At 38.7% G+C, this 16,939-nt stretch carries 18 protein-coding genes; 17 read left to right on the forward strand and 1 reads right to left on the reverse strand.

The genetic code is table 11. The annotated features are described in order from the left end of the window. Nucleotides 1-136: 136 nt before the first annotated feature. The 16 genes from ACLHDG_RS02100 to ACLHDG_RS02175 all read left to right on the forward strand — a co-directional run bounded on the left by ACLHDG_RS02100 (nt 137) and on the right by ACLHDG_RS02175 (nt 13,783). The gene (locus ACLHDG_RS02100) at nt 137-673 is read left to right on the forward strand and encodes a 50S ribosomal protein L25/general stress protein Ctc (RefSeq protein WP_415407341.1); all 537 of its coding nucleotides are present in this window, start codon (nt 137-139) and stop codon (nt 671-673) included. Between the two features lie 6 nt (nt 674-679). Continuing rightward, complete coding sequence (pth, locus tag ACLHDG_RS02105) at nt 680-1,252, forward strand: aminoacyl-tRNA hydrolase (protein ID WP_415407342.1); 573 nt, start codon at nt 680-682, stop codon at nt 1,250-1,252. Then, the gene (locus tag ACLHDG_RS02110) at nt 1,249-2,334 is read left to right on the forward strand and encodes an LptF/LptG family permease (RefSeq protein ID WP_415407343.1); all 1,086 of its coding nucleotides are present in this window, start codon (nt 1,249-1,251) and stop codon (nt 2,332-2,334) included. Before pth ends, ACLHDG_RS02110 begins: the two co-directional genes overlap by 4 nt. Nucleotides 2,335-2,417: 83 nt before the next feature. After that, nucleotides 2,418-3,635 carry a diaminopimelate decarboxylase gene (gene lysA / locus ACLHDG_RS02115; protein ID WP_415407344.1) on the forward strand — a complete coding sequence of 406 codons (1,218 nt, stop codon included), beginning with the start codon at nt 2,418-2,420 and terminating at the stop codon, nt 3,633-3,635. A 24-nt stretch (nt 3,636-3,659) separates the two neighbouring features. Then, complete coding sequence (gene pheA, locus ACLHDG_RS02120) at nt 3,660-4,727, forward strand: chorismate mutase (RefSeq protein WP_415407345.1); 1,068 nt, start codon at nt 3,660-3,662, stop codon at nt 4,725-4,727. Between the two features lie 98 nt (nt 4,728-4,825). Beyond that, on the forward strand, nt 4,826-5,920 hold the full coding sequence (gene hisC, locus ACLHDG_RS02125; RefSeq protein WP_415408317.1) for a histidinol-phosphate transaminase: 1,095 nt from the start codon (nt 4,826-4,828) through the stop codon (nt 5,918-5,920). Continuing rightward, nucleotides 5,917-6,129 carry a hypothetical protein gene (locus ACLHDG_RS02130; protein ID WP_415407346.1) on the forward strand — a complete coding sequence of 71 codons (213 nt, stop codon included), beginning with the start codon at nt 5,917-5,919 and terminating at the stop codon, nt 6,127-6,129. The genes hisC and ACLHDG_RS02130 overlap by 4 nt, the downstream gene beginning before the upstream one ends. A gap of 8 nt (nt 6,130-6,137) precedes the next feature. Further along, nucleotides 6,138-7,937: a 1-deoxy-D-xylulose-5-phosphate synthase gene (dxs, locus tag ACLHDG_RS02135; RefSeq protein WP_415408318.1), complete on the forward strand. Its 1,800-nt coding sequence runs from the start codon at nt 6,138-6,140 to the stop codon at nt 7,935-7,937. Nucleotides 7,938-8,072: 135 nt separating this feature from the next. Beyond that, nucleotides 8,073-9,230 (forward strand): methionine adenosyltransferase, encoded by a 1,158-nt coding sequence (metK, locus tag ACLHDG_RS02140; RefSeq protein ID WP_415407347.1) that lies wholly within the window; start codon nt 8,073-8,075, stop codon nt 9,228-9,230. 165 nt (nt 9,231-9,395) lie between these two features. Beyond that, a complete protein-coding gene (locus tag ACLHDG_RS02145) occupies nt 9,396-9,671 on the forward strand; it encodes a 4Fe-4S dicluster domain-containing protein (protein WP_415407348.1) in 276 nt (91 codons plus the stop codon). Between the two features lie 139 nt (nt 9,672-9,810). Further along, a complete protein-coding gene (gene ndk / locus ACLHDG_RS02150; protein WP_415407349.1) occupies nt 9,811-10,224 on the forward strand; it encodes a nucleoside-diphosphate kinase in 414 nt (137 codons plus the stop codon). A 24-nt stretch (nt 10,225-10,248) separates the two neighbouring features. Continuing rightward, complete coding sequence (locus tag ACLHDG_RS02155) at nt 10,249-10,623, forward strand: YceD family protein (RefSeq protein WP_415407350.1); 375 nt, start codon at nt 10,249-10,251, stop codon at nt 10,621-10,623. 25 nt (nt 10,624-10,648) lie between these two features. Then, complete coding sequence (gene rpmF / locus ACLHDG_RS02160) at nt 10,649-10,810, forward strand: 50S ribosomal protein L32 (protein WP_012083812.1); 162 nt, start codon at nt 10,649-10,651, stop codon at nt 10,808-10,810. Between the two features lie 3 nt (nt 10,811-10,813). After that, a complete protein-coding gene (gene plsX / locus ACLHDG_RS02165) occupies nt 10,814-11,803 on the forward strand; it encodes a phosphate acyltransferase PlsX (protein ID WP_415407351.1) in 990 nt (329 codons plus the stop codon). A gap of 138 nt (nt 11,804-11,941) precedes the next feature. Further along, nucleotides 11,942-12,964, forward strand: coding sequence for a beta-ketoacyl-ACP synthase III (locus ACLHDG_RS02170; protein WP_415407352.1), 1,023 nt, complete (start codon nt 11,942-11,944; stop codon nt 12,962-12,964). A 9-nt stretch (nt 12,965-12,973) separates the two neighbouring features. Then, a complete protein-coding gene (locus tag ACLHDG_RS02175; protein WP_415407353.1) occupies nt 12,974-13,783 on the forward strand; it encodes a TIGR00282 family metallophosphoesterase in 810 nt (269 codons plus the stop codon). Between the two features lie 246 nt (nt 13,784-14,029). Here the strand turns inward: ACLHDG_RS02175 and ACLHDG_RS02180 are convergent, their stop codons facing one another. Continuing rightward, complete coding sequence (locus ACLHDG_RS02180) at nt 14,030-15,931, reverse strand: DNA polymerase III subunit gamma/tau (protein WP_415407354.1); 1,902 nt, start codon at nt 15,929-15,931, stop codon at nt 14,030-14,032. 125 nt (nt 15,932-16,056) lie between these two features. Between ACLHDG_RS02180 and ACLHDG_RS02185 the strand changes: the two genes are divergently transcribed. Then, complete coding sequence (locus ACLHDG_RS02185) at nt 16,057-16,932, forward strand: neutral zinc metallopeptidase (protein WP_415407355.1); 876 nt, start codon at nt 16,057-16,059, stop codon at nt 16,930-16,932. Nucleotides 16,933-16,939: the final 7 nt, after the last annotated feature.

Below are 16,939 nucleotides of genomic sequence, written 5' to 3' on the forward strand. Positions count from 1 at the left end.
TGATGGAACCGAAATGGTGCCCTGACCTTGGGAGGAAATGCCCTTGGGGTGCGGAGCGAAGCGTAGCCATGCAGGCAAGATTAATTTAAACTTTTTTCGATATAATCCGTTCCTATTTTAAATTTAAGGACAAAATATGTTAGAAGGTATCGTTAGAGAGAGTATCGGTAAGCGTAATGCAAAGCAGCTTAAAAGAGATGGTTATCTAATCGCTAATATTTATGCGCATGGTGTTGAAAATATCAATGCTGCATTTAAACGTGGTGAATTTGTAAGAACTATAAGAAATAAAGAAGCACTTGCATTCCCAGTTAAAGTTGGTGATAAAGAGATCAATGTATTTATCCAAGAGTATCAACTACACCCGGTAAACGGTGATGTAACTCACGTAGATCTAAGAGTAGCAGTTCCAGGTCAAGTTACAAACTTCCTTGTACCTGTAATTACACATGGAACACCAGTAGGTCTTAAAAACAAAGGTGTACTTGTTATGTCTAAAAAAAGATTAAAACTAAGAGGGACTATCGAAGATATGCCTGCAAACTTTGATCTTGATGTTGAACCGCTTGACAGAGACCAGTCTATTCTTGTCAGAGATGTTGAAGCACCGGCAAACTGTAAAATGATGGATAGAGAAAATGTTGCTATCTGTGGTGTAATTAAAGCTAAATAAAAAGTCATGACACTTTTCGTAGGTCTAGGTAATCCGGGATCACAGTACGAAAACACACGACACAATATCGGCTTTAGGGTCATCGACAAACTTGTTGATAACTCTTCTGCCCGAGACATTTCCAAAACTTCTTTTCAAGGTAAGCTCAATCGCGCTTCCAATTCACTTTTTTTAAAACCCACAACATTTATGAATCTTTCCGGTAAAAGTCTGCAGGCAGTTAAACATTTTTATAAAGTAGAACTGGATGAGATCATTGTAATTCATGATGATATCGATCTTCCATTTGGTGCGGTGCGTTTTAAAAAGGGTGGTGGACATGGTGGACATAATGGACTTAGGTCCATTGATACATATATCACTAAAGAATACCTGCGTGTAAGAGTAGGGGTAGGAAAACCAGAACATAAATCACAAGTATCTGATTATGTTCTGCATAATTTTTCTGATGAAGAGGCTAAAGTACTAGATAAACTGATTGCACATGTAGCTGAGGCTTGTAAATTACTAGTAAGTGAAGAGTTAAATGTAGTCAAATCAAAATATAGTTTAAAGACTATAGAAGGATTGTCAATATGAGTCTCATTTCTCCCTCCTTACATTTTAGGTATATATCAAAACTATATATTAAAAATCTGCTAGCTATTTTATTTGGTCTCTCTTTTGCTTTTGCAGTGATCGATTATTTTCAGCATGTACAAAAACTTAATGTATCAAGTAATTACCAAATACTCTATATCTTTTATATGTGGCAAGAGGCACTTGGATTGCTTTATCCTTTAGCAATCGTATTTGCCGTGATCATGACAAAACTTTCTCTGGTGAAAAATAATACCATGGGTGCGTTGCATGCTTTTGGGTATAACAAAAAGAGGCTTTTTATTCCCTTGTTGGCAGTGGCATCTGTTACCTATGCTATCTTTACTTTCTTGCATACAACTGAGTTCTCTTATGCTAAAGACAAGGCAGAAATTTTACTTGAAAATGAACTTCATGCTTATGATGTCAACGACCTTTTCTTTAAATATAATGATACTTTCGTCTATATCAAAAACCTTGACCCGGTAGAAAAAAAGATAGAAGATATCACTATTTTTAAAGTTGAAGGCTATCAGGTTCGTTACACTATCCATGCTCCAATCGCCATATTTGACGGCAACGAATGGGACGCACGAAATGCTATACTTAAAACACATGTCTATAACGAAGAGGGTGAATTAGAAAACTATACCATAGAGCACAAAGAGAGTATCAAAACACTTCAAGGGTATAAGCCTAAGATCATCGAGTCACTCTACGAGGGTAAAGCACTTAATATTATTGATGCATTCAACACATGGAAACTGCTTAACAAGCAAAATCTGAATTCAGATAAAATTCGAGCAGCTCTGTACAATAAAATAGTCGTCCCACTCTTTGCTATCGCCCTTTTACTTATTCTCTTTTTTAAGTTGCCTTTTCATGCCAGAATGATGAATATTGGATCAGTAATAGCACTTTCATTAGGCGCAACCTTTGTGATCTGGGGTATTCTGTTTGGCTTGAACCAGATGGGTTCAAATGGTGTTTTACGCCCTGAATTTACTGCTATTTTACCTATTGTACTTTTATGGCTATACGCGATATATGTGTATAGCACAGATGAAAAGAGTATAGCTTAAGCCCCATATAGCTTTAAAATCCGCCTTTTAATTAACTTTTAGATAAAATCACCCTAAAATAGATACAGATTAGGATTGGATAAATGAATATTGATTATAAAGCATTGGCTCAGAAATATGGTACGCCATTGTATATTTATGATTTTGATTATATTGAAAATAGATATAACACGCTTAAAGATGCTTTTGCAGGGAAAAAGTCTCTTATAAATTATGCAGTAAAAGCAAACTCCAATCTCTCTGTGATCGCACACTTGGCTAAGCTTGGCAGTGGTGCTGACTGTGTAAGTATCGGTGAGGTGCAACGTGCTCTTGATGCAGGTGTAAGTAAATATAAGATCATCTTCTCAGGTGTAGGGAAGCGTGATGATGAGATACGTTTAGCACTTGAATACGATATTCTACTGATTAATCTTGAGAGTGAAGCAGAAATGAAACGTGTGGAGATGATGGCTAAAGAGCTTGGTAAAGAGGCACGTATTTCTATACGTGTAAACCCAAATATCGATCCGCAAACACATCCTTATATCTCAACAGGACTACATGAAAGTAAATTTGGTGTAGAGATAGATATGGCTAAACGCATGTATATTTATGCGAATAAATCAGAGTTCCTCAATCCTGTAGGTATCCACTTCCACATTGGTTCACAGTTAATAAATCTTGACCCTATAAAAGAAGCGTGTGGGATCGTGGCAGACTTGGTACGTTCACTCAAAGCGATCAAAATAGACATTAAGTTCTTTGATGTAGGTGGTGGGATAGGTGTGGTGTATGATGACGAAGTGACAATCTCTGCAGAAGCATATACACAAGCTATTTTTGAAACAACTAAAGGGCTTGATGTCACACTGTTATGTGAACCGGGGCGTTATATGGTCGCTAATGCGGGTGCATTTTTTACCAAAGTACTGTATGAAAAAGTAAATGACAGTAAACGTTTTGTCATCGTAGATGGTGCGATGAATGACTTGATAAGACCAAGTCTTTATAATGCTTATCATAAGATAGAGGCAGTAGGTATAGATGCGGATGCGAAAAAAACACCAGCCGATGTGGTAGGACCAGTTTGTGAAAGTGGTGACTTCTTTGGTAAAGATGTGCTTCTCCCTCCTCTTAAGCATAATGATCTTATTGTAGTACATTCTGCAGGTGCATATGGGTTCACTATGGCAAGTAACTATAATACCCGTGCAAAAAGTGCAGAGGTTGCATTGCAGGGTGGGAAAGATAGACTTATTCGTAAACGTGAAACTTATGAAGATCAAGTGCGCTTAGAGCTTGAGTATTTAGAAAAGTAAAGCAAAAAAGATAAAGGTAAGAATATGACATTGGATGAGTTGCGAGTAAAGATTGATACTATTGATAACACACTTTTAAAACTCTACAATGAGCGTATGGAACTTGTGCATCAAGTAGGTGAAGTGAAAAACACTACGGGTGCACCTATTTACCGTCCTGAACGTGAGCAATCCATTTTAAATCGTCTGAAAAGTCAAAATGTACAAGCAAATGGTAAGCTTACGGATCTTGCGATAGATGCACTTTTCCTGGAAATGTTTGCAGTAGCCAGAAATCTTGAACTTCCTGAGGCGGTAGCATACCTTGGACCTGAAGCCAGCTTTACCCATCAGGCAGCAGAGAGTAAGTTTGGTGCATTGAGTGCGTATCTGCCTATTGGTTCTATTCCAGGTATTTTTAGAGAGGTTGAAAAGGGTACAGCAAAATTTGGTGTGATTCCTATAGAGAACTCTTCGAACGGTATCGTGACCGATACGATCAATTGTCTGGATGAATATGATCTTAAGATCATCGCTGAAGTAGTGGTGAATGTGCATCTTGCCTTTGCAACGGTCAATGAAGATATCAAAACATTAAAGAGAATTTATTCCAGAGATATTGCTTTTGGACAGTGCAGGAAATTTTTGCAGGATCTTGGACTTGATGAGATAGAACATATTCCTGTAGAGTCTACAGCCAAAGCGGCAAAATTGGCACGGGAAGATAAAGATGCAGCAGCACTTTGTCCTTCTGTGGCAGCCAAGATAAACAATCTTCCGATCCGTTTTGAGAATGTTGAAGATGATACCAATAATAAAACACGGTTTTTCATCATCTCTAACTTTGAAAACCAGCCTTCAGGTGCTGACAAGACATCAATACTTGCAAGACTCTCAAATGAACCGGGTTCTTTGGTGGATTTTCTAAATGATTTTGAAAAAGCAAATGTCAATTTGACAAAAATAAAATCACATATTGTAGAAGGTAAATCTATTTTCTTTTTAGAGTTTAATGGTCATAAAGATGATACAGCTATTCAACCTATTTTAGAGAAACATAAAGATGAAATAAAAGTATTGGGCTCTTATGTTAAAGAGACCGATGATATTTAAAATAAATAAAAAATATATGATAACTCTTGCATAAGGCTTTATCCCAAAGTGAGAGGAATTTAAAAGGAGCTTTGCTTCTTTTGAAGGAGAAATAAATGATAAAATTTAATAAAGTACTTAGAGATATTAAAACGTATGAGGCGGGTAAGCCTATAGAGCTTGTGGTACGTGAATTTGGTATCGCTCCTGAAGATGTAGTGAAACTTGCTTCAAATGAAAATCCCATAGGTACAAATCCTGCTATAGCGAAAGTGATCAGATCTAATGCTGACATTGCCCATCTTTATCCTGATGACAGTATGTTCGAACTCAAAGCCGCGTTGAGTAGCAAGTTCAATGTAACAGACAAGAACATCATCATCGGTGCAGGGTCTGATCAGGTCATTGAATTTATTTCACGTGCAGTGTTGGATGAAAACTCTTCAGTACTTATGTCTGCAGTGACATTTGCTATGTATGAAATTTATGCGAAACAGATGGGTGCGAAAGTTCTTCGTACAGCCAGCTATGAACATAAGTATGATGAGTTCATGGAAGCGTTCCATATGCGTAAACCAAAGATCGTCTATATTTGTACACCGAACAATCCTACGGGTGATGCTACAAGTAAAGAAGAAGTTCTGGCTATGATAAAGGCAATGCACAAAGATGCGATCATCGTTGTAGATGGTGCCTATATGGAGTATGCTTCGGCAAAAGATGCGAAGTATGCCATCACACCAAATGATCTGTTGGGTTATGAAAATGTGATCTATCTGGGTACCTTTTCCAAAGCACACGGTTTAGGTGGCATGCGGGTAGGATATGGCATTGCACAAGTAGAACTTATAGAGGAACTTACTAAGATGAGACCTCCATTCAATATCTCTACACTCTCTTTGGCAGTAGCCATAGAAGCATGCAAAGATGAAAGTTTTGTGGAAGAATCTATCACACTTCACCAGGAGCAGATCAAACGTTATGAAACTTTTGCAGATGAAAATGCTTTAGAATACATTGATAGTTATACAAACTTTATTACCTATCTGTTTGATGAGACATTGAATTCAACAAAGATTTCAGATGCACTGCTTCAAAGAGGTGTGATCATTCGTAATTTGGCTTCTTATGGGATGAATGCAGTGCGCATTACCATTGGAACACAAAAACAGAATGACATCTTTTTTAAACATTTTAAAGAGGTTATTGCTTGAAAAAAGTAGAAGTGGTAAAAGCGAATGAAGTAGAAGTGACACCTTTTGTTTTACAGGATTTTACTGCAAATGATACAGAGACTGTATCCTCTGAACCTGTGAGTAAAAAAGAGTTGAAATCACTTGCAAAAGAGTTAGGGCTAGCGTATGATGATGAACATATCGCTTTTACAAAAAAACTTATAAACGCATACATGAAAAAGAGATAAGCAAAATGATGAATATACGATCACATACTATAGAAGAGCTCAATACTTTAGCAGAAGATATCAGACAAAAAATATTGGATACCGTAAGTCAAAATGGTGGACACTTGAGTTCAACTATGGGAGCGACAGATCTTATCGTAGCGATGCATAAGGTTTTTGATGTGAACAAAGACCCTTTTATCTTTGATGTCAGCCATCAAGCCTATGCGCATAAGCTACTTACAGACCGCTGGGACAATTTCGATACTTTACGTCAGTTTGATGGGATCTGTGGTTATACAAAGCCAAGTGAGTCCAAGTATGATTACTATGTTGCAGGGCATAGCTCTACCTCTATTTCACTTGCAGTTGGTGCAGCTAAAGCCATTGCACTCAAAGGTGAAGATAGAATTCCCGTAGCGTTCATCGGTGATGGAAGTATGAGTGCAGGGATGGTATATGAGGCGATGAATGAACTGGGAGATAGAAAATACCCGGTGATCATCATACTTAATGATAATGAAATGAGTATTGCTAAACCAATAGGTGCTATCTCTAAGCTACTTTCTCAGACCATGGCAGGCTCTTTTTATCAGAAGTTCAAAGGTAAAGTAGAAAAAGTGCTTGAGCATTTTCCAGAGGGTGCAACCTATATGGCAAAAAGGTTTGAAGAGTCATTTAAGCTTATTACGCCAGGCATTTTATTTGAAGAGATGGGTATAGAGTATATAGGTCCTGTGGATGGACATGATATCGAGTCACTTATTGAAACAATGGAAGTGGCAAAAGAGCTGGGTAAACCGGTCATTATTCATGCACAAACCACTAAAGGTAAAGGGTATGAGATCGCTGAGGGGACTAAAGAGCATTGGCATGGTGTGAGTGCTTTTGATTTGAAAACAGGTGAGGTTCCTAAAAAAAATGGTGCTAAAGCTGCAACAGCTATTTTTTCTGATACCTTGGTGGAGTTGGCAGATGAAGATGAAAAAGTGGTAGGTGTAACTGCAGCTATGCCAAGTGGAACAGGAATGTCTGCGGTAATGGAAAAATACCCTGAACGTTTTTGGGATGTTGCCATCGCGGAACAACATGCAGTTACCTCTATGGGACCTTTGGCCAAAGAGGGATTTAAACCATTTTGTACGATCTACTCTACATTTTTGCAAAGAGGATATGATCAAGTGATCCACGATATTGCTTTGATGGATCTTGGTGTGGCCTTTGCTATAGACAGGGCAGGGATCGTAGGTGAAGATGGTGAGACGCATCAAGGGGCTTTTGATATCTCCTTTCTACGTGCTATCCCCAATATGACTCTGCTTGCACCCTATAATGAAACAACAATGAAACTTGCTATGGCATTTGCCAAAGAGTATGATCACCCTTGTGCCTTTAGATACCCTAGAGGTGCTTTTAGTGCTGAAGATCGTGAAAGTCCTGCTTATGAGTTAGGAAAATCTGTTTTACTTCAAGAGGGGGAAGAGATTCTCTTCATTGGATATGGAAACGGTGTAGGACGAGCAGAGCAGACAGCAAAACTATTAGATAAAAAAGTAGCTATTTTAGATCTACGTTTTGTAAAACCATTAGATGAAGAGATGCTTGTCAAATTAAGCAGTGACTATAAAAAATGGTTTGTCTTTTCCGACTCTGCAGCACAAGGTGGTGTAGGTTCAGCCATACTTGAATTTTTAAGCCAAAAGAAGATACAAGATATATCGTTAACCTCATTTGAGTATGATGATGCATTTATTACGCATGGTAATACAAAATTGGTGGAAGAGAGTTTGGGGATTCTACCTGAACAATTGGTAAAGAGAATTATGTAGGGTCGGTTTACCGACCACTAAAAATCATGGAATTCAATGGTCGGTAAGCCGACCCTACGGGATTTGAAAAAGTATCTTTATGAGATATTTTTTCAAGTTCAGTGACAGTGAACAAATATTTTCAAGGAACTAAAAATGGCTAACGAATACATTTTTACAAGTGAATCGGTAACCGAGGGTCACCCAGATAAAATGGCTGATCAGATCTCTGATGCGATATTAGATTATATTATCGAACGAGATCCACAGGCTAGAGTGGCTTGTGAGACGTTATTGAGTAATGGTTTTTGTGTTATTGCAGGAGAACTTAAAACACATGCATATGCACCGATGCAAGAGATTGCCAGAGAGGTAGTAAGAGAGATAGGTTACACCGATGCAAGCTATGGTTTTGACTATAGATCTGCAGGTGTACTGAATGGCGTAGGTGAGCAGAGTCCGGACATCAACCAGGGTGTTGATCAGGCTTCAGGTGAGATCGGTGCAGGTGACCAGGGACTTATGTTCGGTTATGCATGTAATGAGACGAAAGAGTTGATGCCTTTACCTATCTCTTTGGCACATAAGATCACAGCAAAACTTGCAGAAGTGCGTAAAAATGGTACTGTCCCGTTTTTACGTCCAGATGGTAAAGCACAAGTATCGGTTAAATATGTAGACGGTAAACCTGTTTCTATTGACACCATCGTTGTCTCAACGCAACACCATCCGGAAGTAACACTTGAACAGGTACAAAAAGCGGTACTTGAAGAGGTTATCAAAGCGGTTATTCCTGTGGAGTTGATGAGTGATGAGATCAAGTATCACATCAACCCGACGGGTCGTTTTGTTATCGGCGGTCCTCAAGGGGATGCCGGACTTACCGGGCGTAAGATCATCGTAGATACTTATGGTGGTTCCTGTCCGCACGGAGGTGGAGCATTCTCAGGAAAAGATCCTACCAAAGTAGACCGTTCAGCTGCCTATGCTGCAAGACATGTAGCAAAAAATCTTGTTGCTTCAGGTGCGTGTGATAAAGCTACACTGCAAATAGCTTATGCCATAGGTGTATCTAAGCCGGTTTCTATCTATGTAGATACGCATGGTACTGCTACGGTAGATGAAGATAAGATCACAGCATGTGTAGAGGCCCTTTTTGACCTTACACCTAAAGGGATCATGGAAGCCTTAGACCTTTTACGACCTATCTATCGCAAAACGGCATCATATGGTCACTTTGGTAGAGAAGATGTGGAGTTCAGCTGGGAAAAAACAGATAAAGTAGACGATATCAAACAATTTTTAGGACTTTAGTTCTATAAACAGAGGCTCAATAAAAAGAGTCATTATCAACTAGTGAATCTCTACTATGTAGGGATTTGCTTTGTTTTACCTAATTTACCCAATTTATCAAAATATTAAAGGATTTCTTAAAAATCTTTTGATATAGTTTGAGCATATTCAATTTAAGGAGAATAAATGGCAGTATATATTAATGATACTTGTATCAATTGTGCGGCATGTATTGACGAATGTCCAGTAGAAGCAATCGTAGATGAGGATGATAACCCAACGGGTGAAGAGATTTATTACGTATATGCAGACAAATGTGTCGAGTGTGTAGATCACCATGATGTACCAGCTTGTGCTGAAGCATGTCCAACTGAAGGTTGTATTGAATGGGCTGACGTTGTAGACGGTATGCCTGCAATGGAAAACAGAGGTGCTAAAGGCACACCTGTAATCGAAGACTAACCCTTCCTTGTCAGGCTTTTGCCTGACAAACCTTTCTTATTCTATCTATCTCTTTTTTTAATAAATATTTTATATTCTTTTGGGTATAATGCCGCCCGAATACTTCTCATGAAGTAAATAATCGCTTAGGAATATAAGTATGGAACAAACATTATCAATTATCAAACCAGATGCAGTAGCTAAAAACGTTGTAGGACAGATTCTTGCAAGATTTGAAGCAGCAAATCTTAGAATTGCAGCAACTAAAAAAATCAGACTTTCAAGAGTAGATGCTGAAGCATTTTATGCTATCCATGCTGAAAGACCTTTCTTTAAAGATCTTGTAGACTTCATGATCTCTGGTCCAGTTGTTGTAACTGTACTTGAAGGTGAAAATGCAATGGCTAAAAACAGAGATCTTATGGGTGCAACGAATCCTAAAGAAGCTGAAGCTGGTACTATCAGAGCTGACTTTGCAGACAGTATCGATGCAAATGCAGTTCATGGAAGTGATTCTGTTGAAAATGCAACAATTGAAATTAACTTCTTTTTTGCACAAAGAGAAATCAACTAAACACCTTATCTAAGGGAGTTCCTTATGAAAATGGTATTTGACAAAATAGGTTCTACAGCTAAACCTTTTAAAGTAGATTTGGAAGGTGTTTGTCTGGAAGGAACTTTACAGAAAAGCGGTTATCATCAAGTAACTTTAGACGCACAGATAAGTGGTAGTATTGAGTTGTCATGTGACAGATGTGGAGACACATTTGACTATGAACTGGACAACAAACTGAAACTGAAACTAAGCGATCAAGTATCTGAAGATAAAGATGATTTAGATATAATTGAGTTTTTAGATGGCGAAATAGATATTTCGTACATACTACAGAGCGAGATTAATACACTTAAAAGTGCTTATCATTACTGCGATGCGTGCAGTGATAATGATGAAGATTTTGAAGTGGAATATTAAATAAAATTGTAATAAAGGACATAAAATGGCAGTACCTAAAAGACGTGTGAGTCACACAAGAGCAGCGAAAAGAAGAACACACTACAAGTTGACATTACCAATGCCGGTAAAAGATGCAGATGGAACATGGAGAATGCCTCACCACATGAATATGACTACTGGTGAGTACAAAACAACTAAAGCGTAATCCATGATCAAAATTGCGATTGACGCTATGGGTGGGGACTTTGGTCCTGAACCCATTATTGAAGGTGTGGTTCAAGCACTTGAAAGTAAAAAATTCCTCCCTATTTTAGTAGGCGATAAAACCGAGATACTCTCTCTACTTCCCCAATATTACATTGACAAAGTTCAAATCGTAGAATCATCAGATGTTATCTCTATGAGTGACCAGGCAACGAATGCACTTAAACGTAAAGAGTCATCTATCTATAAAGCAGTTGAGCTTGTACGCAATAAAGAAGCTGATGCTGTACTCTCTGCAGGACATAGTGGTGCTACAATGACATTGGCAACCCTTCGTATAGGTAGACTCCCTCATATTTCAAAACCGGCACTTGCTACACTTATGCCAAGTATTACAGAAACAAAAACTTTGGTTCTTGATGTAGGGGCTGTTACAGACTGTACACCTCAAAATCTTTATGAATTTGGTGCAATGGGTGAAGCTTATGTTCAAAAAGTCTTAAATGTAAGATCTCCTCGTGTAGGGCTTTTGTCTAACGGCTCTGAAGAGAGTAAAGGTAATGCATTGACAAAAGAGGCTTTTGGACTTTTAAAAGAGCTTGATGGTTTTGTTGGAAATGTCGAAGGAAAAGATATTTTCAATGGTACTGTCAATGTTGTAGTGTGTGATGGATTTACGGGTAATATCCTGCTTAAAACAAGTGAAGGTGTTGTTACAACGGTTTTTGATCTGATGAAACAATATATTCGTAAATCGTTACCTGCAAAGATCGGTGCATTTATGATGAGAAAAAAAGTGTTTGTAAATATGAAAAAACAAGTGGACAAAGATGAATATGGCGGAGCGCCGCTTCTTGGTATAAACGGTTGTGCTATTATCAGCCATGGAGCCTCAAGTCCAAAAGCAATAAAAAATGCTATCTTCCAAGCGATTCATTATACACAATCTGATGTAAACAGCGTAATAGAAGAACTACTTACAAATGACAAATAGTTGATGGGCATTTAGCCTATCAATTATAATCTCAATCTAACTTCCCCCTACTTTTTAGACCTCTCCTTAGAATTTTATGGTAAAATATAGACCATAATTTATATAGGATTTATTTAGATTTCCTAGTTAAGGATAACTATGTCACAAACAAAACCAGTATATGCTTCATTTAGATCTATCGGTGCGTATGTACCTGAAAAGATTTTAAGCAATGCAGATCTTGAAAAGATGGTTGACACGACCGATGAGTGGATCGTTAAACGAACAGGAATCAAAGAGAGACGTATCGCAGCAGAAGATGAACATACCAGTGATATGGGTACCAAAGCTGCCGAGCTTGCTATTCGTCGATCAGAGATCGCCAAAGAGGAGATCGATCTGGTGATCTGTGCAACAGTGACACCAGACTATTTTAATATGCCTTCAACCGCATGTATAATATCAAATAAATTAGGTATCAGTAATGTACAGGCCTTTGATATTTCAGCAGCTTGTAGCGGATTTGTATACTTACTTTCTGTAGCAAAAGCCTTTATTGAGTCAGGGATGAAAAAGAACGTATTGGTCATAGGTGCCGAAAAGTTCTCCTCAATTGTTGACTATACCGATAGAAGTACCTGTATCCTCTTTGGTGACGGAGCAGGTGCGGCGATAATATCTGCTACGGATAAAAAAGAAGAAGGCTTCATCGATCTGCATGCAAGTGCTGATGGAGCTTATGCAGACTTTCTGGTTACACCGGCACCAGGTGCTATCTATCCGGTAAGTCAGAAGGTAATCGATGAGGGGCTTAACTTTGTGCAGATGAAAGGTAATGAAACCTTTAAACTTGCAGTGAAGACACTGACAAAAGATGTGAAAGAGATCTTGCAAAAAAATAACATTAATTCAGAAGATATTCCTCACTTTATTCCGCATCAAGCAAACTATCGTATTATCAAAGCGGTGGGTGATGCATTGAAAATGAGAGAAGACCAAGTAGTACTGACTGTAGGTAAATACGGAAACACTTCAGCAGCCTCTATCCCTATGGCACTCAATGATATTTATGAGTCAGGCAGACTTCAAACGGGTGAGCTTATGCTTCTTGATACCTTTGGTGGTGGACTGACTTGGGCGAGTGCTTTACTCCCATTTGCCGGTAAAGCAATTAACAAGTAGGGTTAACCCTTGAAAATCGGTTTTATTGGTGATGTTGTAGGTAAACCGGGACGCTTGATGATAAAACGTCATCTTACGCGTCTGAAACAAGAACATTTCATAGACTATACGATAGCTAACTATGAAAATGCAAGCCACGGTTTTGGACTCACTGAGAAAAACTGTAAAGAGTTACTGGGGTACGGCATCGATATGATGACCGGCGGTAACCACAGCTTCGACAAAAAAGAGATACTAAATCTCTTCAATACCTATCCTCTCATCCGTCCTATGAATTACCCTAGAGCCACACCAGGTAAAGGTGTATATCAAACAACACTTCTAGGTAAAGAGGTAGCCATACTGAACCTTATGGGTCACTATACTATGCCTATGGCAGATAATCCTTTTACTATGATAGTAGAAGTGGTTGAATCCCTTAAAGCACAAGGTATAAAACATATTATCCTTGATATCCATGCGGAAGCAAGCAGTGAAAAACAAGCACTCTTACATATACTGAAAGAGGATGTGAGTGCCATACTTGGTACGCATACACATGTGGCTACAGATGATCTGCAGGTAACAGATGGTTGTTGTTATGTAACCGATGTTGGCTTAACAGGCTGTCGGGATGGAGTGATAGGTATGGGCCCTGAAGTTCCAATAAAACGTTTTCTTACAGGACTTGGAGGACACTTTGATGTACCAGATAAGTGTAAAGCACTTCTTCAAATGGTTGTATTTGAACTTGATGATGAAGGACGTTGTGTGGGGTCTGAGAAGATCAAGATCTATGATGATAAGCCTAAGATTGTTACTCAGGCTTGGGTAGATTAATTTGGATTTTTTTGTTGTTTTTTGATTTCCTCATAATTTAAATTGAGGCGTTGCTTCTCTCTTCATTTTTTTAGATGAGAAGCGTTAAGTAAACGACAACTGCTTGTCGTTTACAGCTTTGGAACCAAAATGGTCGGAGCAAAGCGTAGCCATGTAGGCAGAAGCAAAAAATCGTCACGGTTCTCGAATCGGCTTCGCTTTTAAGGGCGTTCACCGTGACAGAGGCACAGACGTGTGATTTTATAGTTAAGTATTACGCTTTATTCTTACTTTTTTAGGATCAAAAAGTGCTATGGCCTCTTTGATCATAGGCTCTTCAAGCAATGTAGAGGGGTCTTTCTCTTTGGCAGCTTCCGTCTCTCCTGCATCTGGGGCGATACAAGAACTTTTCATTTCAATATCTTCTATCATGGAGCCAGAATCTGCATCCTGGTGTGCAGGAACTTCATGTATGGAAGACTCTTTTGTAGCTACGCTTACAGGGTCAATTTTTTTTTTAGGAATGTTAACTATCTTTGTTTCGAAACCAAAAAGCTCTTTGACAAACATATTGATGACACCCCAGTGAGTGATAAGTTGTTTTTTATCATCACCCTCTGCACTGGAGCCCCATATCAATTTGTTGTCCATAAAATTTTCAAATTCAATATTTCTTTCAAAACATGCACCTAGCTCGTAGTTTCGATCGTATATTTTTTTGATTAAACTATCAAAAGTTTTTTGATGAGGATTGGGTGAGGGTTGAGTGCTAAGGGTTGAGGATTGAGAGGGTGCTTCTGGGGAAGCAGTTTTTTGTTCTCGTTCCTGCGGGATTTCATCTTCTGTTTTCTCAGAAAGAGGAGCAGTTATTTTTACTTCCTCTTGAAGAATCTCTTCTGGAACTTCTTGTGTTTGAATGTTGGGTACTATAGTTTCATGAATAGGTTCCGAATACTGTAATACTTCTTCTTTAACCTTTTCTTCTTCTACACTTTTTTTAACAGGTAATGTTGCTACGATCTCTTCTTCCGTAATGGTTATGATTTCTGCAGGAGCAGATACATCAGGAACAGGAGTAGTGACCATGATCTCACTTACTTCAACACCTTTAAGCTCACGTTCGAGTCCGCGTATCATTGTGTCTATGTCTTTGATCTCTAAGGCTTCCATCATTTTAAACAGAGAAAGAGAAAGAACAAATTCTCCGTCACTGCCGAGTGCAAGCAGGCCTTTTGATTCTGCTATGACTCTAAAGAAACGCTCTATGATCATAGGACTGAGTTTGCCATTACCCGAAAGAAGTAACTCTTTGAGATAAAGAGTGAGTTCATCAAGTATCATCTCTGCTTCATAGTCAGATGCCATTTTAATGAATGCTAAGACTTTTGCACTGTCTTTGAGCATGATGTCACCAAGAAGAGTCTCTAAAAGGCTTGGTTCAATGATGCCAAGCATCCCTGTCACAGTGCCTATATCTACAAAGTTTTTAGAGTAGACGATGGCTTGGTCCATCAAAGTGAGTGAATCTCTTAAACTGCCTGCACCTGTGCGGGCTATGATGTCCAACGCATCTACCTCATACCCGACATTTTCAAGATTGAGTATGTGTTCCAAGTGTTTAAGTACAAGGTTTTGAGGGATTTTTTTAAATCTGAAATGCTGCGTACGTGAAAGGATGGTCGCAGGTAGTTTAAGTGGATCAGTCGTAGCTAAAATGAACTTAACAAAATCCGGTGGCTCTTCCAGTGTTTTAAGCAGTGCATTAAAGGCTTGGTTTGTCAGCATATGGACTTCATCGATGATGAAGATCTTGTAACGTGCTGAACTTGGTTTGTATTTGGTATGTTCTATGAGGTCTTTAATGTCATCTATACCACGGTTGGAAGCAGCATCCATTTCGATGATATCCATATGACGACCCTCTGCAGCCATAATACAATGTGTACATGTTCCGCAAGGATGGGAAGTAGCACCATTTTCGCAGAGTAAAGCTTTTGCAAAGATACGTGCTGTAGAGGTTTTTCCACTTCCTCTGAGCCCAGAAAAAAGGTAAGCATGAGAAAGTCTGTTGCCATCGAGTGCAAGTGAGAGTGTTTGTGAAACTGCCTCTTGACCGATAAGATCATCAAAGGTGGCAGGACGGTATTTTCTTGCTAGGGCTAGTGACACTTTATGGCTCCTTGATTGACTTCTTTTGAGATAGTAGTGTTTATTTTTAATAATACTATTGTAGTAAAATTTTACTTTTGGTTGGTATAATTAATTAAATAATACAGAATAAAAAAGGCTTTAAAATGCGTATGGATGATGAACGAGAAAGTCGTAATGTAGAGGATAGAAGAGAAAGTTCAGGTGGAAGAGGTCGTGGTCTTCCTTCAGCGCAAACGATGATGATAATATGGCCTTTGATCAAGCCTCTGTTTAAAACGAAGTTTGGTTGGATAATTATAGCGGTAGGTGCTTTTGCATGGTTTAGCGGTTATAATCCATTATCTATCATAGGCATGGGAGGAGGTTCTTCTGCTCCGATTGATAAAGTAAAAGATGAAAAACAAGCTGTATTTATTAAGAAAGTATTGGCAAGTACAGAAAAAATTTGGAACAAAGAATTGCGTGGCTACAGAGAACCAACAATGGTACTCTACCGTGGGTCTACAAGAAGTGGATGTGGTTATGCATCTGCGCAGATGGGTCCTTTTTATTGTCCTGAAGATCAAAAAGTCTATCTGGATCTGGGATTTTTTGATGATTTGGCAAAAAGGCATAATGCACCAGGTGATTTTGCCCAAGCGTATGTACTTGCACATGAGGTAGGACATCATATCCAAAATCTGCAAGGTACACTCTCTAAAGTTCAAAAAGCAAAACAAAGCTGGGGTGGTAATAGTAAAAAAGCTAATGCACTGCAGGTAAGAGTAGAACTTCAAGCGGATTGTTATGCTGGGGCATGGGCATATCATGCGCATAAAGATTTTAATATTTTAGAGCCGGGAGATGTTGAAGAAGCGTTAAGAGCAGCAAGTTCCATCGGTGATGATACACTGCAAAGAGAAGCGACAGGCCATGTGAGACCAGATGCCTTTACCCATGGAAGTTCTGCTCAACGTGTGGAGTGGTTTAGAAGAGGGCTTAAGTCTGGAGATATTAGGCAGTGTAATACGCTTCAGTAAATATTTG

It is taken from the genome of Sulfurovum iocasae, assembly GCF_047716765.1.
In the GTDB taxonomy this organism is placed as follows: Bacteria; Campylobacterota; Campylobacteria; order Campylobacterales; family Sulfurovaceae; genus Sulfurovum.

Excerpts from the sequence above, each read along its gene's own strand:
- ndk (WP_415407349.1), top strand. The coding sequence starts at position 9,811 with ATGGAACAAACATTATCAATTATCAAACCAGATGCAGTAGCTAAAAAC.
- ACLHDG_RS02185 (WP_415407355.1), top strand. The coding sequence starts at position 16,057 with ATGCGTATGGATGATGAACGAGAAAGTCGTAATGTAGAGGATAGAAGA.
- pheA (WP_415407345.1), top strand. The coding sequence starts at position 3,660 with ATGACATTGGATGAGTTGCGAGTAAAGATTGATACTATTGATAACACA.
- ACLHDG_RS02155 (WP_415407350.1), top strand. The coding sequence starts at position 10,249 with ATGAAAATGGTATTTGACAAAATAGGTTCTACAGCTAAACCTTTTAAA.
- ACLHDG_RS02110 (WP_415407343.1), top strand. The coding sequence starts at position 1,249 with ATGAGTCTCATTTCTCCCTCCTTACATTTTAGGTATATATCAAAACTA.
- pth (WP_415407342.1), top strand. The coding sequence starts at position 680 with ATGACACTTTTCGTAGGTCTAGGTAATCCGGGATCACAGTACGAAAAC.
- lysA (WP_415407344.1), top strand. The coding sequence starts at position 2,418 with ATGAATATTGATTATAAAGCATTGGCTCAGAAATATGGTACGCCATTG.
- dxs (WP_415408318.1), top strand. The coding sequence starts at position 6,138 with ATGAATATACGATCACATACTATAGAAGAGCTCAATACTTTAGCAGAA.
- ACLHDG_RS02100 (WP_415407341.1), top strand. The coding sequence starts at position 137 with ATGTTAGAAGGTATCGTTAGAGAGAGTATCGGTAAGCGTAATGCAAAG.
- ACLHDG_RS02170 (WP_415407352.1), top strand. The coding sequence starts at position 11,942 with ATGTCACAAACAAAACCAGTATATGCTTCATTTAGATCTATCGGTGCG.
- plsX (WP_415407351.1), top strand. The coding sequence starts at position 10,814 with ATGATCAAAATTGCGATTGACGCTATGGGTGGGGACTTTGGTCCTGAA.
- ACLHDG_RS02145 (WP_415407348.1), top strand. The coding sequence starts at position 9,396 with ATGGCAGTATATATTAATGATACTTGTATCAATTGTGCGGCATGTATT.
- rpmF (WP_012083812.1), top strand. The coding sequence starts at position 10,649 with ATGGCAGTACCTAAAAGACGTGTGAGTCACACAAGAGCAGCGAAAAGA.
- metK (WP_415407347.1), top strand. The coding sequence starts at position 8,073 with ATGGCTAACGAATACATTTTTACAAGTGAATCGGTAACCGAGGGTCAC.